Below are 17,141 nucleotides of genomic sequence, written 5' to 3'. Positions count from 1 at the left end.
CTCCCTCGGGCTTCCTCAGCGCACCATCCGCACCAGGGTGAGACCGCCGAACTCCTGCGCCCGCCGGACCTGCCCGTCGGTGACGAAGTCGTGGCGGGCGTAGAACGACCGGGCCCGGGCATTGTCACGAGCCACCCAGAGGAAGCACGGCGCCTCACCCACTGCGCAGACGAGCAGGTCGTCGGCCACGCCGGTGCCGTAGTGCTGCTCCAGGACGTACAGACCGATGAGCTCCAGCGGCCGCACCTGTCCCGGGCCGGCGGCTTCGGCCCAGGAGAAACCCACCATCTGCCCGGCCCGCTCGGCTACCCAGTAGGCCGCGTGGCCCGGGTCGGCCAGTCTGCGGGCCCACTGCTCGGCCGCGTTGTCGGCGTGGGCCTGCACCACCTCGGCCGGAAGCAGGTCCGCGAACGCCTGCCGCCACGTTCTGATGTGCACCTGCGCCAGGATCTCGGCGTCTCCCGGTCCTGCCGATCGGATCGCCGCGCGCTGTCTGCCCTGTCTCACGATGAGGCAGACTACGCCATGTGCACGACTCCGACTGGGCCACCCGACGCACCGAAGCCGCCCGCATCCATGCCGAACGCCTTCAGGCGCGCAAAGACGTCGAGCACGAACGTGCTGAGTCGCTGCTACGGGAGTTCGTCACCGCCGCCACCCGTGCCGGCCTCGCGCCGCAGCCCTTGCGCGTGCGTGGGTACGGCGGCTCGGCGTCGGCACGCACCCCGCTGACCGGCTGGTACCTGCGAAGTGACGCCAGTGCGGGGGTGAGTACCGAGGCGGACTTCTACGTTCTGACCGCGCCGTTGAGCCTGCTGGACCGACTCCGTGGGGTACGGCCTGAGCCGGCCCGGCCACCGTTGGTGCTCGGCGCCGGCGGTAAGGACGGTGAGTCCATCGACCTGACCGAGGCGCTGGAGCGACTGCTGCCGGGCTGGCGCACACGGGACTGACCTCGTCGCTGCCGCTCAACCGCAGCGCTTGTACGCATTCAAATGCTGCGTTGGTACAACTGGGCGAGCGCCTCGGCCACGGCCGCCGGCTCCTCCACCGCGCTCAGGTGCCCGGCCCCCTGGACCACCACCGGTTCGGTTCCCAGGGCTCGCGCCATCGCCTCATGCGCCTCGGCGCCTGCCAGGGCGTCCTCCGAGCCGTACAGCACCAGGGCGGGCACCTGGAGGGTCTGCAACACCGCGAGCCGGTCCGGGCGCGTGGCCATTGCCCGCTGCGCGCCCGCGATGCCCTCCGGGGGCGCCTGGGCCAGCCAGTGCCGGACCTGCTCCACCACCTCTGACCTCTCGGCGCGCGAGGTCGGCCCGAGCAGGCCCTCGATCATCCCCGCGACCGCCTGCGCCCCGTCCGGGCCGAGGGCACGGTTCGCCACGGACAGTCGACCGGTGCGCGCCTCCACGGTGTCCTCCCCGGCCTTGGTGTCCAGCAGCCCCACGCCGGCGAGCAGGTCGGCGTGCCGCTGGGCCAACGCCATCAGGACGTATCCACCCATCGACAGACCCGCCACCACGGCCCGGGAGATCCCGGCATCCCGTAGCGCCCCGACGACGGCGTCGGCAAAGGACTCCAACGTCGCGCCGTCGGGCTCGGCCGCCTCCCGCGCCGCACCGAACCCGGGCAGGTCCACCGCCAGGACCGGGATCCGCGGGAGTTCGGCGATCACCTCGGCCCACATCTGCGAGTCCAACGGGAATCCGTGCAACAAAACCAGTGGTGGGCGACTGGCACCGGGCGACGGACCGTGATGATGGACGACGGCGACCATGGTGTCCCCTTCGACTGACACTGACTCCACTGCGCACTCACCGTCCAGACTAGAGCATTGCCCATCACGGCGGCATCTGCCCAACCGTGCCCCTGCGCCCGGGTGACAGGTCCGTCGGAGCCTGGTTTGCTGTGACTCATCGCGAGTCCGCGAGGTCAGACCAGCACCGGAGGGGTAATCCACGATGGGTGATGACATCTCCACTTCGACCTTCAGCCGCGAGCAGCGCCTGCGCTATCGGGAGAAGGTTCGACGCTGCCTGGACGTCTTCGCCCGGATGCTGGCGGAGGACGCCTTCCACACCGAGGTCCGCCTGACCGGACTGGAGATCGAACTGAACCTCGTCGACTCCTCCCTGCGGCCGGCGATGGCCAACGCCGAGGTACTCCGGTCGATTGCCGACCCAGCCTTCCAGACCGAACTCGCGCGCTACAACATCGAGTTGAACGTGCCGCCCCAACCTCTACCCGGTGATGCGGTGATCGACTTGGAGGAGCAGTTGCGCACCTCCATGAACGAGGCCGAGGCCAAGGCCGCCAAGCACGACGCCTCGATCGTGATGATCGGGGTGCTGCCCACCCTGCGCACCGAGGACCTGACCGGTGACTGGATGAGTGCGAACGAGCGGTACCGGGCCCTGGAGGAGGCGATCTTCTCCTCCCGACGCGAGGACATCGAACTCGACATCAGCGGGGTTGAGCACCTGCGCATGCTCACCCCGACGATCGCCCCGGAGTCGGCCTGCACCTCGGTGCAGTTGCACCTGCAGGTCACTCCCGACGCCTTCGCGCCCACCTGGAACGCCGCCCAACTCCTGGCCGGGCCGCAACTCGCCCTGGGTGCCAACTCGCCGTTCCTGTTCGGCAAGCACCTGTGGGCCGAGACCCGCACCGAACTGTTCCTCCAGGCCACCGATACCCGCTCGCCCGAGTTGCGCAACCAGGGGGTCCGCCCGGTGGTCTACTTCGGGGACCGCTGGATCACCTCGATCTTCGACCTGTTCGAGGAGAACGTGCGTTACTACCCCGCCCTGCTGCCCGAGACCACCGAGGAAGACCCCGAGGCGGAACTCGCCGCGGGCCGGGCGCCGAGGTTGCAGGAACTGCGCCTGCACAACGGCACCGTGTACCGCTGGAACCGTCCGATCTATGACGTGGTCGAGGGGCGCCCGCACCTGCGGGTGGAGAATCGTGTCCTGCCGGCCGGGCCGACGGTGGTGGACGTGCTGGCCAATGCCGCGTTCTACTACGGCGCCGTGGAGATGCTGTCCGTCGACGACCGGCCGGCCTGGACCAAGATGTCCTTCGAGGCGGCCCGTTCGAATTTCGCTGAGGGCGCCCGTGCCGGCGTGGACGCCAGGTTCTATTGGCCAGGGTACGGCGAGGTGCCGTGGGACGAACTGATGGTGCGCCACCTGCTGCCATTGGCTGCCGAGGGGCTGACCCGACGGCGGGTCTCGGCGCGGGTGGTGGACCGGTACCTGGGCATCGTGGAGGAGCGCTGCAAACTGCGCCGCAACGGGGCCTGGTGGCAGGCCGAAGCCGTTCGCCGACTGGAGTCTTCGGGGATGGACCGCGATGAGGCCCTGGTACGGATGCTCGGTCTCTACACCGAGGGGATGCACAGCAATGAGCCGGTGCACACCTGGGACCTGCCGTGACCGGGCTGCCTTGACCGGGACGCTCGAACGGACCTGCCCGCCGCTACCCGAACCGCCGCGCCCGCCAGCAACCGGTGTGCCAGTGCCGCCGTTCGGCCAGGCCTGCCTCAGCGCCGAACAAGTGCTCCTCGGTCCAGGCGACCACATGTTCGATTCCTGCCGGAATGGTGTGCATGCAGCCGGGGCAGATGTAATCCTTCTGCCCCCCTGCCAGGGTCCGCACCCGCCAGCGCAGCCCGTCCGGACCCGTCTCCGTGCGCGTCATCCCACGCAGCACCATGTCCGGGTCCAGTTCCCGGTGCGGATCGCGGTAGGGACGGCGGCGGGATCGGCGGGCCATCCACCCATTGTGGCCCACGTGTGGCAGGAGGCTCGGCCCAGTTCGATCATGCGTGAACTGGTCCGGCGCCACGGGCAGTGCACCCGAACCCCGCGGGCCCGCGCACCGGAACTCCAACTCCTCAGAACAGGCGTGAACTGGGGTCATCCACCCCGCGCATGGCGTCGTAGTCCAGCACCATGCACCGGATTCCGCGGTCGGTGGCCAGCACTCGGGCCTGCGGCTTGATCTCCTGGGCGGCGAACACGCCCTGCACCGGGGCCAGCAGTGGGTCCCGGTTGAGCAGTTCCAGGTAGCGGGTCAGTTGCTCCACGCCGTCGATGTCGCCACGCCGCTTGATCTCCACCGCCACCGCCGCGCCCGCGTCGTCCCGCGCCAGGATGTCCACCGGTCCGATCGCGGTGGGGTACTCGCGACGCACCAGGGCGTGCCCGGGGCCGAGCAGGTCGATCTGCTCGGCCAGCAGAGCCTGCAGATGTGCCTCAACGCCGTCCTTGATCAATCCCGGGTCGACACCCAGGTCCACCGAGGTGTCGGAGATGATCCGATGCAGCACGATCCGCAACTGGTCATCGCTCTTGGTGGCCTGCACGGTCCACACCTGGCTGGCGCCGGCTTCGGCTTCGGCGCCCTCGGCCGGCGCGGTGGTGAGCGTGCACGGCGGGCTCATCCAGTTCAGCAGGCTTGGCTTGTAGGAACCGCCGTCGGAGTGCACCAGCACCGACCCGTCGGCCTTGACCATCAGCAACCGGGGCGCCAGCGGTAGGTGCGCACTGAGCCGGCCGGAATAGTCCACGGCGCACTCGGCGACGACGATCCGCACGGTCCTGCCTCAACTCCTCAGATGGTCTCGTTCGCCGACCTGGGTGGGGCGGCCTCGAGCCAGGACACCAGGCCGTCCAGGGCGCTGCTCTGCGCGGCCAGGTAGAACTCACTGTTCTCGTGCCGGCAGTGCATCTCCACCACCCGGCTGGCCCTGCCATCGATCTGCCGATTCCGGCGGGCCAGTAACACCAACTCCTCCCGGTCCCAGCGGCGGCTCGGGCGCAACGACAGGGAGACCACCCGGTGCCAGTCCAGACCGGAGCGGGTGTAGGTGGCGATCCCGGCGTGCCAGTGCTCGCCCTCCCGGACCGCGCACTCGAAGGATCCGACCCGGCGCCCCAGTGCGTGCAGGCGCCACAGCAACAACCCGGCGACGAGCAGACTGGCCGCCAGGAGCCCGCCGATCCAGATCAGTGCGGTGGCCATCGCCTCCCCGGTCCGTGTACGTCAGTCCTGCCCAGGTGTCTGGACCTGGGGCGCCCCGTCGATGTCGGCGGTGCTGGGGTCGATGACCACGGTGACCTGATCCTGGTCCACGGACAGGAAACCTCCGTCGACCTGCATCTCCATGTCCTGGTCCTCGATGGCATCGATCCGGATCTTCCCGGTGCGCAGCACCGCGAGCACCGGCTGGTGCCCGGTCAGGATACCGAGATCGCCGTCCGAAGCCGGGACAGAGACCGACCTTGCCTGGCCCTCCCACAAGAGGCGCTCGGCGGAGACCACTTCCACAGTCAGTGGCACGTCGCCCTCCTTCTTCTCGTCACTCGCTCTGGCTCGGTCAGCGCAGTTCGGACTGGATCCGGTCCCAGTTGCGTTCCAGGTCCTCCAGGCCACCAATGTTGTAGAAGGCCTGCTCGGCGACGTGGTCGTACTCACCGTCGGCGATCTTGCCGAACGCCTCGACCGTCTCGCTCAGCGGCACGGTCGAGCCGACCACACCGGTGAACTTCTCGGCCATGTAGGTGTTCTGGGACAGGAACTGCTCGATCCGCCGGGCCCGGTTCACCGTGATCTTGTCCTCCTCGGACAACTCATCGATACCCAGGATGGCGATGATGTCCTGCAGTTCCTTGTTCTTCTGCAGGATGGCCTTCACCCGGGTGGCCACGCGATAGTGGTCCTCGCCCAGGTAGCGCGGGTCCATGATCCGGCTGGTCGAGGCCAACGGGTCCACCGCGGGGTAGAGCCCACGCGAGGCGATGTCACGGGACAGTTCCGTGGTGGCGTCCAGGTGGGCGAACGTCGTGGCCGGCGCCGGGTCGGTGTAGTCGTCGGCGGGCACGTAGATCGCCTGCAGCGAGGTGATCGAGTGCCCCCGGGTGGAGGTGATCCGCTCCTGCAGCTGGCCCATCTCATCGGCCAGGGTCGGCTGGTAGCCCACCGCCGAGGGCATCCGTCCCAGCAGCGTGGAGACCTCCTGGCCGGCCTGGGTGAAGCGGAAGATGTTGTCGATGAACAGCAGCACGTCCTGCTTCTGCACGTCCCGGAAGTACTCCGCCATGGTCAGCGCCGAGAGCGCCACCCGCAGCCGGGTGCCCGGCGGTTCATCCATCTGGCCGAAGACCAGCGCGGTCTTGTCGAAGACGCCGGCCTCCTCCATCTCCACGATCAGGTCGTTGCCTTCACGGGTGCGCTCACCAACGCCGGCGAATACCGACACACCACCGTGGTCCTGGGCCACCCGCTGGATCATCTCCTGGATCAGCACGGTCTTGCCCACACCGGCGCCCCCGAACAGGCCGATCTTGCCGCCCAGCACGTACGGGGTGAGCAGGTCGATCACCTTGATGCCGGTCTCGAACATCTGGGTCTTGGACTCCAGTTGGTCGAAGGCCGGTGGCTGGCGGTGGATCGACCAGCGCTCGGTGACGTCCAGGGTCTCGCCCTCTTCGAGGTTGAGCGGCTCACCGATCACGTTGAACACCTTGCCCTTGGTGACATCACCAACCGGCACGGTGATCGACTCACCGGTGTCGCGCACCTCCGCACCGCGGACCAGGCCGTCGGTGGGCTTGAGCGCGATCGCCCGGACCAGGTTGTCCCCCAGGTGCTGGGCGACCTCCAGGGTCATCTCGGTGCCGGCGTCGTCGGCACCCATGGTGATGGTGGTCTTCAGGGCGTTGTACATCTCCGGCAGGGCGTCCGGGGGAAACTCGATGTCGACGACGGGGCCGATCACCCGAGCAACCCGGCCCACGCCCGGCTCACGCTCGGTGGTGTCCGGGCCGGCGGTCTCGGTGGCAGTCATAGTGGCGTCCTTCTCCTGTGGTGGGCTTAGCTCGCGGCCATGGAGTCTGCACCCGAGACGATCTCGCTGATCTCCTGGGTGATCTCCGCCTGCCGGGCCTGGTTGGCCAGCCGCGTGTAGTTACGAATGAGGTCTTCGGCGTTCTCGGTGGCCGTGTGCATGGCCCGCTGGCGAGCTGCCAGTTCGGAGGCACTGGCCTGCATCATCGATGAGAAGATCCGGATCCGGATGTACCGGGGCAGCAGGGCGTCCAGCACCTCATCGGCGTCGGGTTCGAAGTCGTACAGCGGTAGGGCATCGGTGCCGGGCTCGGCCACCCCCTCCACCACCTCCAGTGGCAGCATCCGGACCACCTGGGGCTCCTGGGAGACCATGGTCCGGAACCGGGTGTACACCACGTGCAACTCGCCGACACCGCCTTGCTCAGGGTCGGTCAGGAACGCCCGCAGCAGGGTATCGGCCACCTCGTTGGCCCGGTCCAGACTGGGTGAATCGGAATCACCGGTCCACGACTTCACGATGCTGCGCTGACGGAAGGTGTAGAAACTCACCCCGCGCCGGCCGAGCACGTACAGGTCGATTTCCTTGCCCTCGTCCTGCAGATGCTCGCGCAGCGCTCGGCCTCGCGCAGCACCATCGCCGAGTACGCACCGGCCATCCCTCGGTCCGAGGTGATGACCAGCATCGCGACCCTGCTGGTGTCCTCGCGCTCGGAGGTGAGCGGGTGGGCGATGTCGGTGTGGGTGGCCACCGCCGAGACTGCACGGGTGATCGCGCGCGTGTAGGGCACGGTCTGCAGGGCGCGGTCACGGGCCTTACCGATCCGTGAGGCCGCGATCAACTCCATCGCCCGGAACATCTTCTTCAGAGTCTGGGTGGAGCGGATGCGCTGCTTGTATACCCGTTGGGACACTGCCATTGGTCAGCCCCGCTTCTGCCCGACGATCTGCTCCTGGTCGATGTCGACCTCCGGATCGTCCTCCACCTCGTGCCCCACCGGGGACTTGCCATTGGTACCCAGGAAGGTGTCGCGGTAGTCCTCCACGGCCTTGGTCATCGCCTCGATCGTGGAGTCCTCGAGTTTGCCGGTCTTCTCGATCTCATCGAGTACGTCGGTGGTACGCCCGACGTGGTCGAGCATCTCCCGCTCGAACCGGACCACGTCATCGAGTTCGACCTGGTCCAGGTACCCCTTGGTTCCGGCCCAGATCGACACGACCTGCTCGGCCACCGGGTAGGGGGTGTACTGGGGCTGCTTGAGCAGTTCCATCAGCCGGGCACCGCGGGTGAGTTGCTGGCGCGAGGCGGGGTCCAGGTCGGAGGCGAACATCGCGAAGGCCTCCAGCGAGCGGTACTGGGCCAGGTCCAGCTTCAGCGTTCCGGAGACCGCCTTCATCGCCTTCACCTGAGCATCGCCACCGACCCGGGAGACCGAGATCCCCACGTCCACCGCTGGGCGCTGGTTGGCGTTGAACAGGTCCGACTGCAGGAAGATCTGCCCGTCGGTGATCGAGATGACGTTGGTCGGGATGTAGGCCGAGACGTCGTTGGCCTTGGTCTCGATGATCGGCAGCCCGGTCATCGAACCCCCACCGAGTTCATCGGAGAGCTTGGCGCACCTCTCCAGCAGCCGGGAGTGCAGGTAGAACACGTCACCGGGGTAGGCCTCACGGCCCGGGGGCCGGCGCAGCAGCAGCGAGACCGCACGGTAGGCCTCGGCCTGCTTGGACAGGTCGTCGAAGATGATCAGTACGTGCTTACCGCCGTACATCCAGTGCTGGCCGATCGCCGAGCCGGTGTAGGGAGCGATGTACTTGAACCCGGCCGGGTCCGAGGCCGGGGCAGCCACGATGGTGGTGTACTCCAGCGCGCCGGCGTCCTCCAGGGCGCCGCGCACCGAGGCAATGGTGGAACCCTTCTGACCCACCGCCACGTAGATGCAGCGGACCTGCTTGGTCGGGTCACCGGAGTCCCAGTTGGCCTTCTGGTTGATGATCGTGTCCAGGGCGATCGCGGTCTTCCCGGTCTGCCGGTCACCGATGATCAACTGCCGCTGGCCACGGCCGATCGGAATCATCGAGTCGATGGCCTTCATCCCGGTCTGCAGCGGCTCGTGCACGCTCTTGCGCATCATCACCCCGGGTGCCTGCAGCTCAAGCTCACGCCGGCCATCGGTCTCGACCTCGCCGAGGCCGTCCAGCGGCTGGCCCAGTGGGTCCACCACGCGACCCAGGTAGCCATCCCCCACCGGAACGCTCAGCACCTCACCGGTGCGGCGAACCTGCTGGCCCTCCTCGATCCCGGCGAACTCACCCAGGATCACCACACCGATGTGGCGCACGTCCAGGTTCAGCGCCAGGCCCAGGCTGCCGTCCTCGAAGCGCAGCAGTTCGTTGGCCATCGCGCCGGGCAGACCCTCGACCTGGGCGATTCCGTCGCCGGCCAGGATCACGGTGCCGACTTCCTCGGCCACGCTGGTTGCCGGCTCGTAGGATTGCACGAAGGAATCCAGCGCCGAGCGGATCTCCTCGGGCTTGATCGTCAACTCAGCCATCGTTTCTCGTCCTTTTCTCCTGACCGCCACGGTGGGCGATCGTTTCGTCTCGTTCAGCCGGCAGGCGCCGGCGGGCGTCGTCCAAGCGGGTCAGTATGGTGCCGTCCAGCACGTCGTCACCGATCTGGATCCTCACCCCACCCAGCACCGTGGGGTCCACAGCCACGTTCACCTGGACCTGGCGCCCGTAGGAGCGGGCCAGGATCTCTCCGAGCCGGTCCCGTTGGGCGGTGGTCAGCGGGGTGGCGGCCGTCACCACGGCCACCAGCCGACGACGACGGTGCGCCGCCAGCTCGCTGATCTCGGTCAGTGCCGCCGCCAGCGAAGCATGCCGGACGCTGCCCAGCGAGCGGTCCAGCAAGGTGGCCGTGGCGGGGCTGACCTTGTCGGCGAACACGGTGCGCAGCAATTCCTGCCGCCGGCTCACCGGAATCGCAGAGTCCGCCAGCGCCAGCCGCAGTTCGCGGTTGGCGGCGAGCAGACGTCCCACCCGGAACACCTCGTCCTCGACCTGCTCCAGGGAGTCGGCGGCAGAGGCGCTGGCCAGCATCGAGTCGATCGCGAGTTGGGACAACGCGTCGGCGATGTCGCCCTCGGACGACCAGCGACTGCGGGCCATCCCCGAGACCAGGTCCACCACGGCCTCGGAGACCTTGTTTCCGAGCAGGTCGGCCACCACCTGGGCCTTGTCCGCTCCGTCCCGGCCCGGGTCGGTCAGGGCGCGGCGCAGTGCCGCCGAGCCGTCCAGCACGTCCACGACGGCGAACAACTCGGTGCCCAACTCCAGCGCGTTCTCTCCGGCATCGGCCAGCACGGACTCCCACCGCTGCTCGGCCGCCTCCAGGGAGGCCTGACTACTTGCCCGCATCACTTCTCCTGGTCAGCCGGGCCGGTGTCAGCCGAGACACCGGCGTCAGCGAGTTCCTGCTCGCCGGTGCCGGACTCCAACTCATCCAGGAAACGATCGATCACCCGCGACTGGCGGGCATCGTCGGCCAGTGCCTCCCCGATGATCCGTGAGGAGAGCTCCGTGGCAAGCCCCCCGATCTCGGAGCGCAGTGACACCACCGCGCTGCGGCGCTCGGCCTCGATCTGCCGGTTCGCGGTTTCGACCAGACGGGTCGCCTCCGCCTTGGCCTGCTCGCGCGCCTCGGCCACGATCTGGGCGGCCTGGGCGTTGGCGTCCTCCCGGATCTCCGCCGCTTCGCGACGAGCCCGGGCCAACTCCTCCTGCCGTTCGCTCTTGGCCGCCGCGGCATCCTCCTGAGCCTGCTCGGCCAGCGCCAGCCCGCCCTCGATCTTGGCGGCGCGCTCGTCCAGGACCGCGTTGATCCGCGGCAGCAGGAACTTGTAGAAGAAGAAGCCGATGATCACCAGGACGACGAGCGACCAGAGTATGTCGTAGCCCGGGGGCACGAACAGGTTCGGCTCGTACTCGTCCGCCTGGATCACAGCGGGTGACTGGATGTACTGCATGGGCACCTCTTTCAGCGTTGTGCTGGTATCAGAGGATGATGCCCGCGACCAGACCCAGCAGGCCGAGCACCTCGATCAGACCGCACCGATGATCATGTTCCGGAAGAGCTGGCCGGACACCTCGGGCTGACGCGCGGTGGCCGCCTGGGTCTGGCCGATCATGATGCCCAGACCCACACCGGGTCCGAGGGTCGCAAGACCGTAACCGATGGTGGCGATGTTGCCGGTGACGTTGCTATCCACTGTGTTTCCTTCCTATGGCGCCCGGGCTGGGCGTCGGTGGTGTAGTTCAGGGTAGTTCGGTGAGACGAACATGGGGCCGGGCGTTCCCGGCCCGGCCCGTCAGTGGTCTTCCAACGCGAAATTGAGGTAGACCGCGGACAAGATGGTGAAGATGAAGGCCTGAAGGGCCGAGATGAACACTTCCAGGACCGTGATGAACAGGCCACCGAACAGCGTCACCGGGGCGAACACGGTCATCCCCGCGCTGGCCTCCAGGAGCAGGAAGTGGGTCGCGGCGAATGCCAGCACCAGCATCAGGTGCCCGGCGACCATGGCCACGGTGAGACGGAGGGTGAGCGTGGCCGGCCGCAGGATGAATACCTGCAGGATCTCGATCGGGGTGATGATGAAGTACATCGGCCACGGGATGCCCGGGGGGAACAGTTGGCCCCTGAGGTACTTGCCCAGCCCCTGGGCCCGCACACCGGCGGCAAGGTAGGTCAGCAGCACCCACACCGCCATCACCAACGGTAGGCCGACCCGCGAGGTGCCACCGATGTTCAGGAACGGGATCACGCTGGCCAGGTTCATCGCCAGGATCGTCACGAAGATGACCGTGAGCATCGGCAGGAAGGGCTTGGCCCGCTCCTTGCCCATGATCTGCTCCACGATCTGGAGACGGACGAAGTCCACCAGCAGTTCCACGACCGCCTGACCGCGGCCGGGCACCAGCGTCACCCGGCGGACCGCCAGCCACAGCAGCAGCAGCAGGACGGCGGCCACGACGAGGCGGACCAGCATCAGCCGGTCGAAGGCGAACCAGCCGTCCGGCTGTCCGAAGATCATCTCCGGGAAGAATTCCTCCATCCCGGGGGCGTGGAACTCGGCGGGGTCGTCAGCGGCCGCGACGAGGGGCATGGGGGCAGCGGCGGACAGGACTCTCTCCCTCAGATGCGTGGCCTGGGAACCTCCGGCCCGTGACCTCGCTCAGAGGCAGGTCAGGGGCAGGGCGACAGGCGCGGGGGTGGGAATACGGCGATCAGCCTACCTGATCCTGATCCCTCCCGTGTTCACCGCCGGGGTCCTTCCCCGCGGTGGCGTCCGGGCCGGGCGCATCGTCGGGCGATGCCGCGGACGTCACCGTCGGTTCCTGGTCGGCGTCGACGGGGAATCCGGGCCGCAGCGGTGCGCGCCGGGACAGGTCGACGGCGGGCAGCGGGGTCCGGATGACTGTGACCAACTCCACCGCGACCAGGGTCAGGGCGAGCAGGATCAGCACCCCGACGAAGGTCTCCCGGTGGTAGAAGTCCAGGTTTCGCAACCACAGCAGTAGCACCAGGACCACCGCCATCTTGATGATCCACCCACCCAGCAGCACCAGTTGGAGCAGTTCAGGGCCGCGGCCGACCACCAGGTAGATCAGCAGCACGGTGGTCCCCGTGAAGAAGAGGCCGATCCCGGCGGCTACCAGTGCCGCCCATACGCCCGGCACCTGGGCGATCAGATATCCGATCCCGCTTCCCAGGACCGCGCCGATTACAGTGGCCAGCAACATCCGGCGCAGCACGGTGCGGATCATGTCGAGCATGGCGCTGGTGCGCACCACGGCGTCGTTGAGAAAGACGGGTTCGTTCACGAGGTGAGGTCCTTGACCGTTCGGGGAGGGGCGGTGCGGTGTGGTCAGCGGCGCATCCTGTGCCAGCCCTGCGCGGTGCGTACCGGCAGGTGCACCACGGAGATGAAGACGGCCAGGACGACGGCGACCACCGTTCCCAGTATCACCCACCCGACCGGGAAGATCGCTGTGGCGGCCGCCGAGGCGGCGAAGACGGCGGTCCACCCGTACAGGATCACCACGGTACGACGGTGGGAGTGGCCGTGGTCGAGCAAGCGATGGTGCAGGTGTTTGCGGTCGGCGTGGAACGGGGACTTGCCGGCGGCGATGCGGCGCAGCACCGTGATGACCACATCGAGCAGCGGGAGCATCAACACCGCCAACGGCAGCAGGATCGGCACGAACGCCGGGAACGCCTGGCGGGTGGCGATCAGGCCCGGGTTGATGTCCCCGGTCACCACGATCGCTGCGGCCGAGATCACCAGGCCCAGCATCATCGCTCCGGAATCGCCCATGAAGATGCGCGCGGGGAAGAAGTTGTGCGGGAGGAACCCCACACAGGCCCCCACCAGGCAGGCGATCACCACCGTGGCCAGGTTGGAGTAGTCGGTGGGACTGGTGATCTGGGTGAGCAGATAGGTGTAGACGAAGAAGGCCGCACCGCCGATCGCGATCACGCCCGCGGCCAGGCCGTCCAACCCGTCGACCCAGTTCACCGCGTTCACCGCGAAGACGACCGCGATCACGGTGGCCACGAGGGACAGCCGGGAGGAGCCGATGGTCAGTCCGAACACCGGGAAGGTGATCAACTGCACACCCTGCCAGGCGAGCAGTCCGGCGATGAGGATCTGCCCGACCAGTTTGGTCAGCCAGTCCAGGTCGAAGATGTCATCGGCAACCCCGAGCAGGCAGATCAGCCCCGCGCACAGCAGGATCGCCCAGGGCAGGTTGTCGGCGAAGACGCGCTCGAGGAACTCCACCTGGGCGGCCACCACCATCGCGGTCGCCAGCCCCAGGAATATCGCCACCCCGCCCAGGCGGGGTGTGGGGGCGGTGTGCACGTCCCGATCCCGCACCGGGGTGACCGCCTTGAGCCGGTGCGCCACCTGCCACGCCAGTGGGGTGGCCAGGAAGCTCACGGCAGCGGCCACCGCCATCAGGAGCAGGTAGATCCTCACTGGTTGTCAGGCTCCCGGGCCGTATCGGAGATCGGTGCCGGGCTCTGGGTCTGTTCGTGGGCCTGGTCGGCTCTGGGGCGGGCTCCTGGGCCTCACCCGGCCCCGGGGCGGGCTCCTGGGCCCTGTCCGGGTCCAGTGCCGGATCCTGGGGATGGTCCGGCTCCGGCGCCAACTCCGGGGCCACCTGCGCCAACTCCTCGGCACTGATCGCTCCCTGACGAACGATCCGCAGCCGCTCCCCGGTGGCGTCGACGATCGTCGAGGGCTGCTGCCCGGGCGCCGGCCCGCCGTCCAGGTACAGGCTCACCGCACTGCCCAGTTGCTCGGCCGCCTCGGCCGCACTCAGCGCCGCTGGCTGCCCGGTGCGGTTCGCGCTGGAGACCGCCAGCGGCCCGGTCTTGCGCAGCAGAGCGAGGGTGAACTCCTCGTCCGGCATCCGTAGCGCCACTGTGCCCTCGGTCTCGCCCAGGTCCCACATCAACGAGGGCTGGGCGGGCAGGATCACGGTCAGCGCGCCCGGCCAGAAGCGCTCCACCAGGTCACGCACCACCTGGGGCACATCGATGGCCAGGCCGTCCAGCGTGCGCACATCACCGATCAGCACCGGTGGGGGCATCTGCCGTCCGCGGCCCTTGGCCGCCAGCAGTGCATCCACCGCGTCCGGAGTGAAGGCGTCGGCGGCGATCCCATAGACGGTGTCGGTGGGAATGACCGCGAGCGCCCCCCGGGACAGGGTGCGCACGGCTTCGTCCACATGCGGCCACCAGGTGGCCGGCTCGGTGCAATCGCGCAGGTTGTGCTCAGTCACGGCACAAAGTCTCCCATGACCGGCGCTGCCGTCGTGGCTCCGGTTCGTGCCATGGTGTCTCGTGCCATGGTGTGCTGGTGAGTTCTGCCTCCCGGGCCCATGCGGTCCTGCTGCGCATCGCCTTCGCCGTCAGCGTGGGGGTGCACCTGCTGGTGCTCTACCTGCCCATGGTGCCCGCGGTCGCCGAGGTGGAGGTGCCCGGTGCGGACAAGGTCGCACACATGCTCATCTTCGCCGGCGTGATCCTCACCGGGCGATTGCTGGGACTCTCCCTGGCCTGGTTGGCTCCGGCACTGATCGCACACGCCTTCGCCAGCGAGCTCATCCAGCACCTGGCCCTGCCCGGACGCGGTGGCGAATGGCTGGATGTGCTGGCCAACCTCGGCGGGGTGGTCCTGGGTTGGTACCTGGCCGGTGTGATCACGCGGCACCGACTCAGCGGCGCCGGGCCAGCACCATCCGCGCCCGCCCGCTCAGGTCCTCCGCCGTCGACACCTCGGTGAAGCCTCCGGTGTCGCTGACCACGTCACGTACCGCGCCCGCCTGCACCTCGGCGTGCTCCATGATGAATACGCCTGAGGGCCGCAGCAGCCGGGCCGCGGCGCGGATGACGGCGCGGGGGATATCGAGCCCGTCCGGGCCGCCACCGTACAGGGCCAGGTCCGGATCGTGCTCGCGAACCTCGCGCTGCTGCGGCACCGCATCGGGAGGGATGTAGGGCGGGTTGGCCACGAGCACGTCCACCTGCCCCTCGTGGTCGGCCAGGAGGTCCTCCTGACGCACATCCGCGACCATCGCCCGAATGCGGACGCGCGCGGCGGCGGCGTTGGCCAGGGTCAGGTCCACCGCGGCGCCCTCGGCGTCCACCGCCAGCACCGACGAGTCGGGGACCTCGCTTGCCACCGAGACGGCGATCGGACCGGCACCACAGCACAGGTCCACTACGAGCGGATCACGGCCGGCCCGGCGCACAGCGTGCGCGGCGGATACCGCGTGTTCGGCGACGACCTCGGTCTCCGGGCGCGGGATGAACACCCCCGGGCGTACCTGTAGGGCCAGGTGCCGGAAGTGCGCACGGCCGGTGATGTGCTGCAGTGGTTCCCGGCGCCGCCGCCGCTCCACCACGGCCGCGTAATCGGCGGTGAACTCCTCCGGGAGCGGCGGAGGCATCACCAGGACCAGGCGGTCGATGCCGAGCACGTGCTCGGCCAGGCTGATCGCGTCGGACTCGGCGCTGGGCACCTGCGCCTCGGTCAGGATGGCGGTCGCGGCCCTGATCAGGTGGCGCAGGTCCGGTTGCTCAGGTGTAGCCGATCGGTCCTCACTGGGTGGCACCGGCGATCCGCTCCGCTTCTTCCATCTCGATCGCCGAGCCGATCAGCGCGCCGAGGTCGCCGTCGAGTACCTGATCCAGGTTGTAGGCCTTGTACCCGGTGCGGTGGTCGGCCACCCGGTTCTCCGGGAAGTTGTACGTGCGGATCCGCTCGCTGCGGTCCACGGTGCGCACCTGGGACCGGCGGGCCTGAGCGGCCTCAGCAGCAGCGGCCTCGGCCTGTGCGGCCAGCAACCGGGCGCGCAGCACCCGCATGGCGGCCTCGCGGTTCTGCAACTGCGACTTCTCGTTCTGCATCGAGACCACGATCCCGGTGGGCTCATGGGTGATCCGGACCGCCGAGTCGGTGGTGTTCACGCTCTGCCCACCGGGCCCGGAGGAGCGGTAGACGTCGATCCGCAGGTCGTTGGCGGCGATCTCCACCTCACCGGGATCCTCCACCTCTGGCAACACCACGACACCGGCGGCCGAGGTGTGGATCCGCCCGGCCGACTCGGTCACCGGCACGCGCTGCACCCGGTGCACCCCACCCTCGAACTTCAGATGGGCCCATACCCCGTCGCCGGGATCGGCGGACCGGGACTTGATCGCCACCGAGACGTCCTTGATCCCGCCCAGGTCCGAGGCGGTGGTGTCCAGCACCTGGGTCGACCATCCCTGCCGCTCGGCGAAGCGCAGGTACATCCGTAGCAGGTCGGCAGCGAACAACGCCGACTCCTCTCCCCCGGCGCCGGCCTTGACCTGCAGGATCACGTCACGTCCGTCGTCGGGGTCGCGCGGGATGAGCACCTGGCGCAACCGGTCGGCTGCGGTCGCCTCGGCCCGTTCCATCGGCTCCACCTCGGCAGCGAACCCTGGGTCGTCCCGGCCGAGTTCGCGCGCGGCCTCGGCGTCGCCCCGGGCGCGGGTCCACTCCCGGTAGGCCGCCACGATCCGGCCGAGTTCGGCGTAACGCCGCCCCAGCGAGCGGGCCCGGGCAGTGTCGGCGTGCACGTCCGGGTCGGCCAGATCCTCCTCGATCCGGGTGTACTCGGACAAGAGCGCCTCGACGCCGTCGAACTCACTCATCACGACAGCCTCTCAGAAGTTGCCCACCGGCACA

General features: G+C 68.7%; 19 protein-coding genes and 2 pseudogenes. 3 read left to right on the top strand and 18 right to left on the bottom strand.

Features of this window, described 5'->3' with window-relative positions:
• Positions 1 to 15: 15 nt before the first annotated feature.
• Positions 16 to 507 carry an N-acetyltransferase family protein gene (locus ACRRRO_RS13710; protein WP_424796768.1) on the bottom strand — a complete coding sequence of 164 codons (492 nt, stop codon included), beginning with the start codon at positions 505 to 507 and terminating at the stop codon, positions 16 to 18.
• A 20-nt stretch (positions 508 to 527) separates the two neighbouring features.
• Between ACRRRO_RS13710 and ACRRRO_RS13705 the strand changes: the two genes are divergently transcribed.
• Positions 528 to 953: a hypothetical protein gene (locus ACRRRO_RS13705; protein WP_424796767.1), complete on the top strand. Its 426-nt coding sequence runs from the start codon at positions 528 to 530 to the stop codon at positions 951 to 953.
• Between the two features lie 38 nt (positions 954 to 991).
• Here ACRRRO_RS13705 and ACRRRO_RS13700 read toward each other — a convergent pair whose 3' ends face one another.
• Positions 992 to 1,777 carry an alpha/beta fold hydrolase gene (locus ACRRRO_RS13700; RefSeq protein WP_424796766.1) on the bottom strand — a complete coding sequence of 262 codons (786 nt, stop codon included), beginning with the start codon at positions 1,775 to 1,777 and terminating at the stop codon, positions 992 to 994.
• Positions 1,778 to 1,961: 184 nt separating this feature from the next.
• On the opposite strand from ACRRRO_RS13700, the gene ACRRRO_RS13695 reads away from it, so the two are divergent.
• Positions 1,962 to 3,437, top strand: a complete 1,476-nt coding sequence (locus tag ACRRRO_RS13695) for a glutamate-cysteine ligase family protein (protein ID WP_424796765.1) — start codon at positions 1,962 to 1,964, stop codon at positions 3,435 to 3,437.
• A 43-nt stretch (positions 3,438 to 3,480) separates the two neighbouring features.
• On the opposite strand, the gene ACRRRO_RS13690 is transcribed toward ACRRRO_RS13695, so the two are convergent.
• From ACRRRO_RS13690 to ACRRRO_RS13625, 14 genes and pseudogenes are all read right to left on the bottom strand, one after another.
• A complete protein-coding gene (locus ACRRRO_RS13690) occupies positions 3,481 to 3,777 on the bottom strand; it encodes a hypothetical protein (RefSeq protein ID WP_424788571.1) in 297 nt (98 codons plus the stop codon).
• Positions 3,778 to 3,898: 121 nt separating this feature from the next.
• Positions 3,899 to 4,600: an endonuclease NucS gene (gene nucS, locus ACRRRO_RS13685; RefSeq protein WP_434080414.1), complete on the bottom strand. Its 702-nt coding sequence runs from the start codon at positions 4,598 to 4,600 to the stop codon at positions 3,899 to 3,901.
• 17 nt (positions 4,601 to 4,617) lie between these two features.
• Positions 4,618 to 5,028: a DUF2550 family protein gene (locus ACRRRO_RS13680; protein ID WP_424796763.1), complete on the bottom strand. Its 411-nt coding sequence runs from the start codon at positions 5,026 to 5,028 to the stop codon at positions 4,618 to 4,620.
• A 21-nt stretch (positions 5,029 to 5,049) separates the two neighbouring features.
• Positions 5,050 to 5,346, bottom strand: a complete 297-nt coding sequence (locus ACRRRO_RS13675) for a F0F1 ATP synthase subunit epsilon (RefSeq protein ID WP_424796762.1) — start codon at positions 5,344 to 5,346, stop codon at positions 5,050 to 5,052.
• A gap of 37 nt (positions 5,347 to 5,383) precedes the next feature.
• Entirely contained in the window at positions 5,384 to 6,853 is a 1,470-nt protein-coding gene (atpD, locus tag ACRRRO_RS13670; RefSeq protein ID WP_434080413.1) for a F0F1 ATP synthase subunit beta, read from the bottom strand.
• A gap of 26 nt (positions 6,854 to 6,879) precedes the next feature.
• Positions 6,880 to 7,772: pseudogene (locus tag ACRRRO_RS13665) on the bottom strand (F0F1 ATP synthase subunit gamma).
• Between the two features lie 3 nt (positions 7,773 to 7,775).
• Positions 7,776 to 9,407: a F0F1 ATP synthase subunit alpha gene (atpA, locus tag ACRRRO_RS13660; RefSeq protein WP_424788577.1), complete on the bottom strand. Its 1,632-nt coding sequence runs from the start codon at positions 9,405 to 9,407 to the stop codon at positions 7,776 to 7,778.
• Positions 9,400 to 10,275 (bottom strand): F0F1 ATP synthase subunit delta, encoded by an 876-nt coding sequence (locus ACRRRO_RS13655; RefSeq protein WP_434080412.1) that lies wholly within the window; start codon positions 10,273 to 10,275, stop codon positions 9,400 to 9,402. Before ACRRRO_RS13655 ends, atpA begins: the two co-directional genes overlap by 8 nt.
• On the bottom strand, positions 10,275 to 10,883 hold the full coding sequence (locus ACRRRO_RS13650; RefSeq protein WP_424796759.1) for a F0F1 ATP synthase subunit B: 609 nt from the start codon (positions 10,881 to 10,883) through the stop codon (positions 10,275 to 10,277). Before ACRRRO_RS13650 ends, ACRRRO_RS13655 begins: the two co-directional genes overlap by 1 nt.
• 75 nt (positions 10,884 to 10,958) lie before the next feature.
• Positions 10,959 to 11,126 carry an ATP F0F1 synthase subunit C gene (locus ACRRRO_RS13645; protein WP_434080411.1) on the bottom strand — a complete coding sequence of 56 codons (168 nt, stop codon included), beginning with the start codon at positions 11,124 to 11,126 and terminating at the stop codon, positions 10,959 to 10,961.
• Between the two features lie 99 nt (positions 11,127 to 11,225).
• Complete coding sequence (atpB, locus tag ACRRRO_RS13640) at positions 11,226 to 12,023, bottom strand: F0F1 ATP synthase subunit A (RefSeq protein ID WP_424796758.1); 798 nt, start codon at positions 12,021 to 12,023, stop codon at positions 11,226 to 11,228.
• Between the two features lie 121 nt (positions 12,024 to 12,144).
• Positions 12,145 to 12,741: a hypothetical protein gene (locus tag ACRRRO_RS13635; RefSeq protein ID WP_424796757.1), complete on the bottom strand. Its 597-nt coding sequence runs from the start codon at positions 12,739 to 12,741 to the stop codon at positions 12,145 to 12,147.
• A 44-nt stretch (positions 12,742 to 12,785) separates the two neighbouring features.
• On the bottom strand, positions 12,786 to 13,898 hold the full coding sequence (locus ACRRRO_RS13630; RefSeq protein ID WP_424796756.1) for an MraY family glycosyltransferase: 1,113 nt from the start codon (positions 13,896 to 13,898) through the stop codon (positions 12,786 to 12,788).
• 241 nt (positions 13,899 to 14,139) lie between these two features.
• Positions 14,140 to 14,640: pseudogene (locus ACRRRO_RS13625) on the bottom strand (L-threonylcarbamoyladenylate synthase); the annotation flags it as partial.
• 143 nt (positions 14,641 to 14,783) lie between these two features.
• Between ACRRRO_RS13625 and ACRRRO_RS13620 the strand changes: the two are divergent.
• On the top strand, positions 14,784 to 15,209 hold the full coding sequence (locus ACRRRO_RS13620) for a VanZ family protein (protein ID WP_424796754.1): 426 nt from the start codon (positions 14,784 to 14,786) through the stop codon (positions 15,207 to 15,209).
• Here the strand turns inward: ACRRRO_RS13620 and prmC are convergent.
• Together prmC and prfA are read right to left on the bottom strand one after the other, a co-directional pair.
• Positions 15,142 to 16,041, bottom strand: a complete 900-nt coding sequence (gene prmC, locus ACRRRO_RS13615) for a peptide chain release factor N(5)-glutamine methyltransferase (protein ID WP_424796753.1) — start codon at positions 16,039 to 16,041, stop codon at positions 15,142 to 15,144. The genes ACRRRO_RS13620 and prmC overlap by 68 nt on opposite strands.
• The gene (gene prfA, locus ACRRRO_RS13610; protein ID WP_424788587.1) at positions 16,028 to 17,107 is read right to left on the bottom strand and encodes a peptide chain release factor 1; all 1,080 of its coding nucleotides are present in this window, start codon (positions 17,105 to 17,107) and stop codon (positions 16,028 to 16,030) included. The genes prmC and prfA overlap by 14 nt, the downstream gene beginning before the upstream one ends.
• Positions 17,108 to 17,141 lie beyond the last annotated feature (34 nt).

The organism is Sanguibacter sp. Z1732 (assembly GCF_051020515.1).
Lineage (GTDB): Bacteria > Actinomycetota > Actinomycetes > Actinomycetales > Beutenbergiaceae > CALKWS01.
The sequence above is the reverse complement of the archived record's forward strand: the minus strand, read 5'-3'. Positions and strand labels throughout refer to the sequence as shown.

Coding starts and splice junctions, on each gene's coding strand:
- atpA (WP_424788577.1), bottom strand. CDS start 9,407: ATGGCTGAGTTGACGATCAAGCCCGAGGAGATCCGCTCGGCGCTGGAT.
- ACRRRO_RS13690 (WP_424788571.1), bottom strand. CDS start 3,777: ATGGCCCGCCGATCCCGCCGCCGTCCCTACCGCGATCCGCACCGGGAA.
- atpD (WP_434080413.1), bottom strand. CDS start 6,853: ATGACTGCCACCGAGACCGCCGGCCCGGACACCACCGAGCGTGAGCCG.
- ACRRRO_RS13650 (WP_424796759.1), bottom strand. CDS start 10,883: ATGCAGTACATCCAGTCACCCGCTGTGATCCAGGCGGACGAGTACGAG.
- ACRRRO_RS13655 (WP_434080412.1), bottom strand. CDS start 10,275: ATGCGGGCAAGTAGTCAGGCCTCCCTGGAGGCGGCCGAGCAGCGGTGG.
- atpB (WP_424796758.1), bottom strand. CDS start 12,023: ATGCCCCTCGTCGCGGCCGCTGACGACCCCGCCGAGTTCCACGCCCCC.
- ACRRRO_RS13680 (WP_424796763.1), bottom strand. CDS start 5,028: ATGGCCACCGCACTGATCTGGATCGGCGGGCTCCTGGCGGCCAGTCTG.
- prfA (WP_424788587.1), bottom strand. CDS start 17,107: ATGAGTGAGTTCGACGGCGTCGAGGCGCTCTTGTCCGAGTACACCCGG.
- ACRRRO_RS13695 (WP_424796765.1), top strand. CDS start 1,962: ATGGGTGATGACATCTCCACTTCGACCTTCAGCCGCGAGCAGCGCCTG.
- ACRRRO_RS13700 (WP_424796766.1), bottom strand. CDS start 1,777: ATGGTCGCCGTCGTCCATCATCACGGTCCGTCGCCCGGTGCCAGTCGC.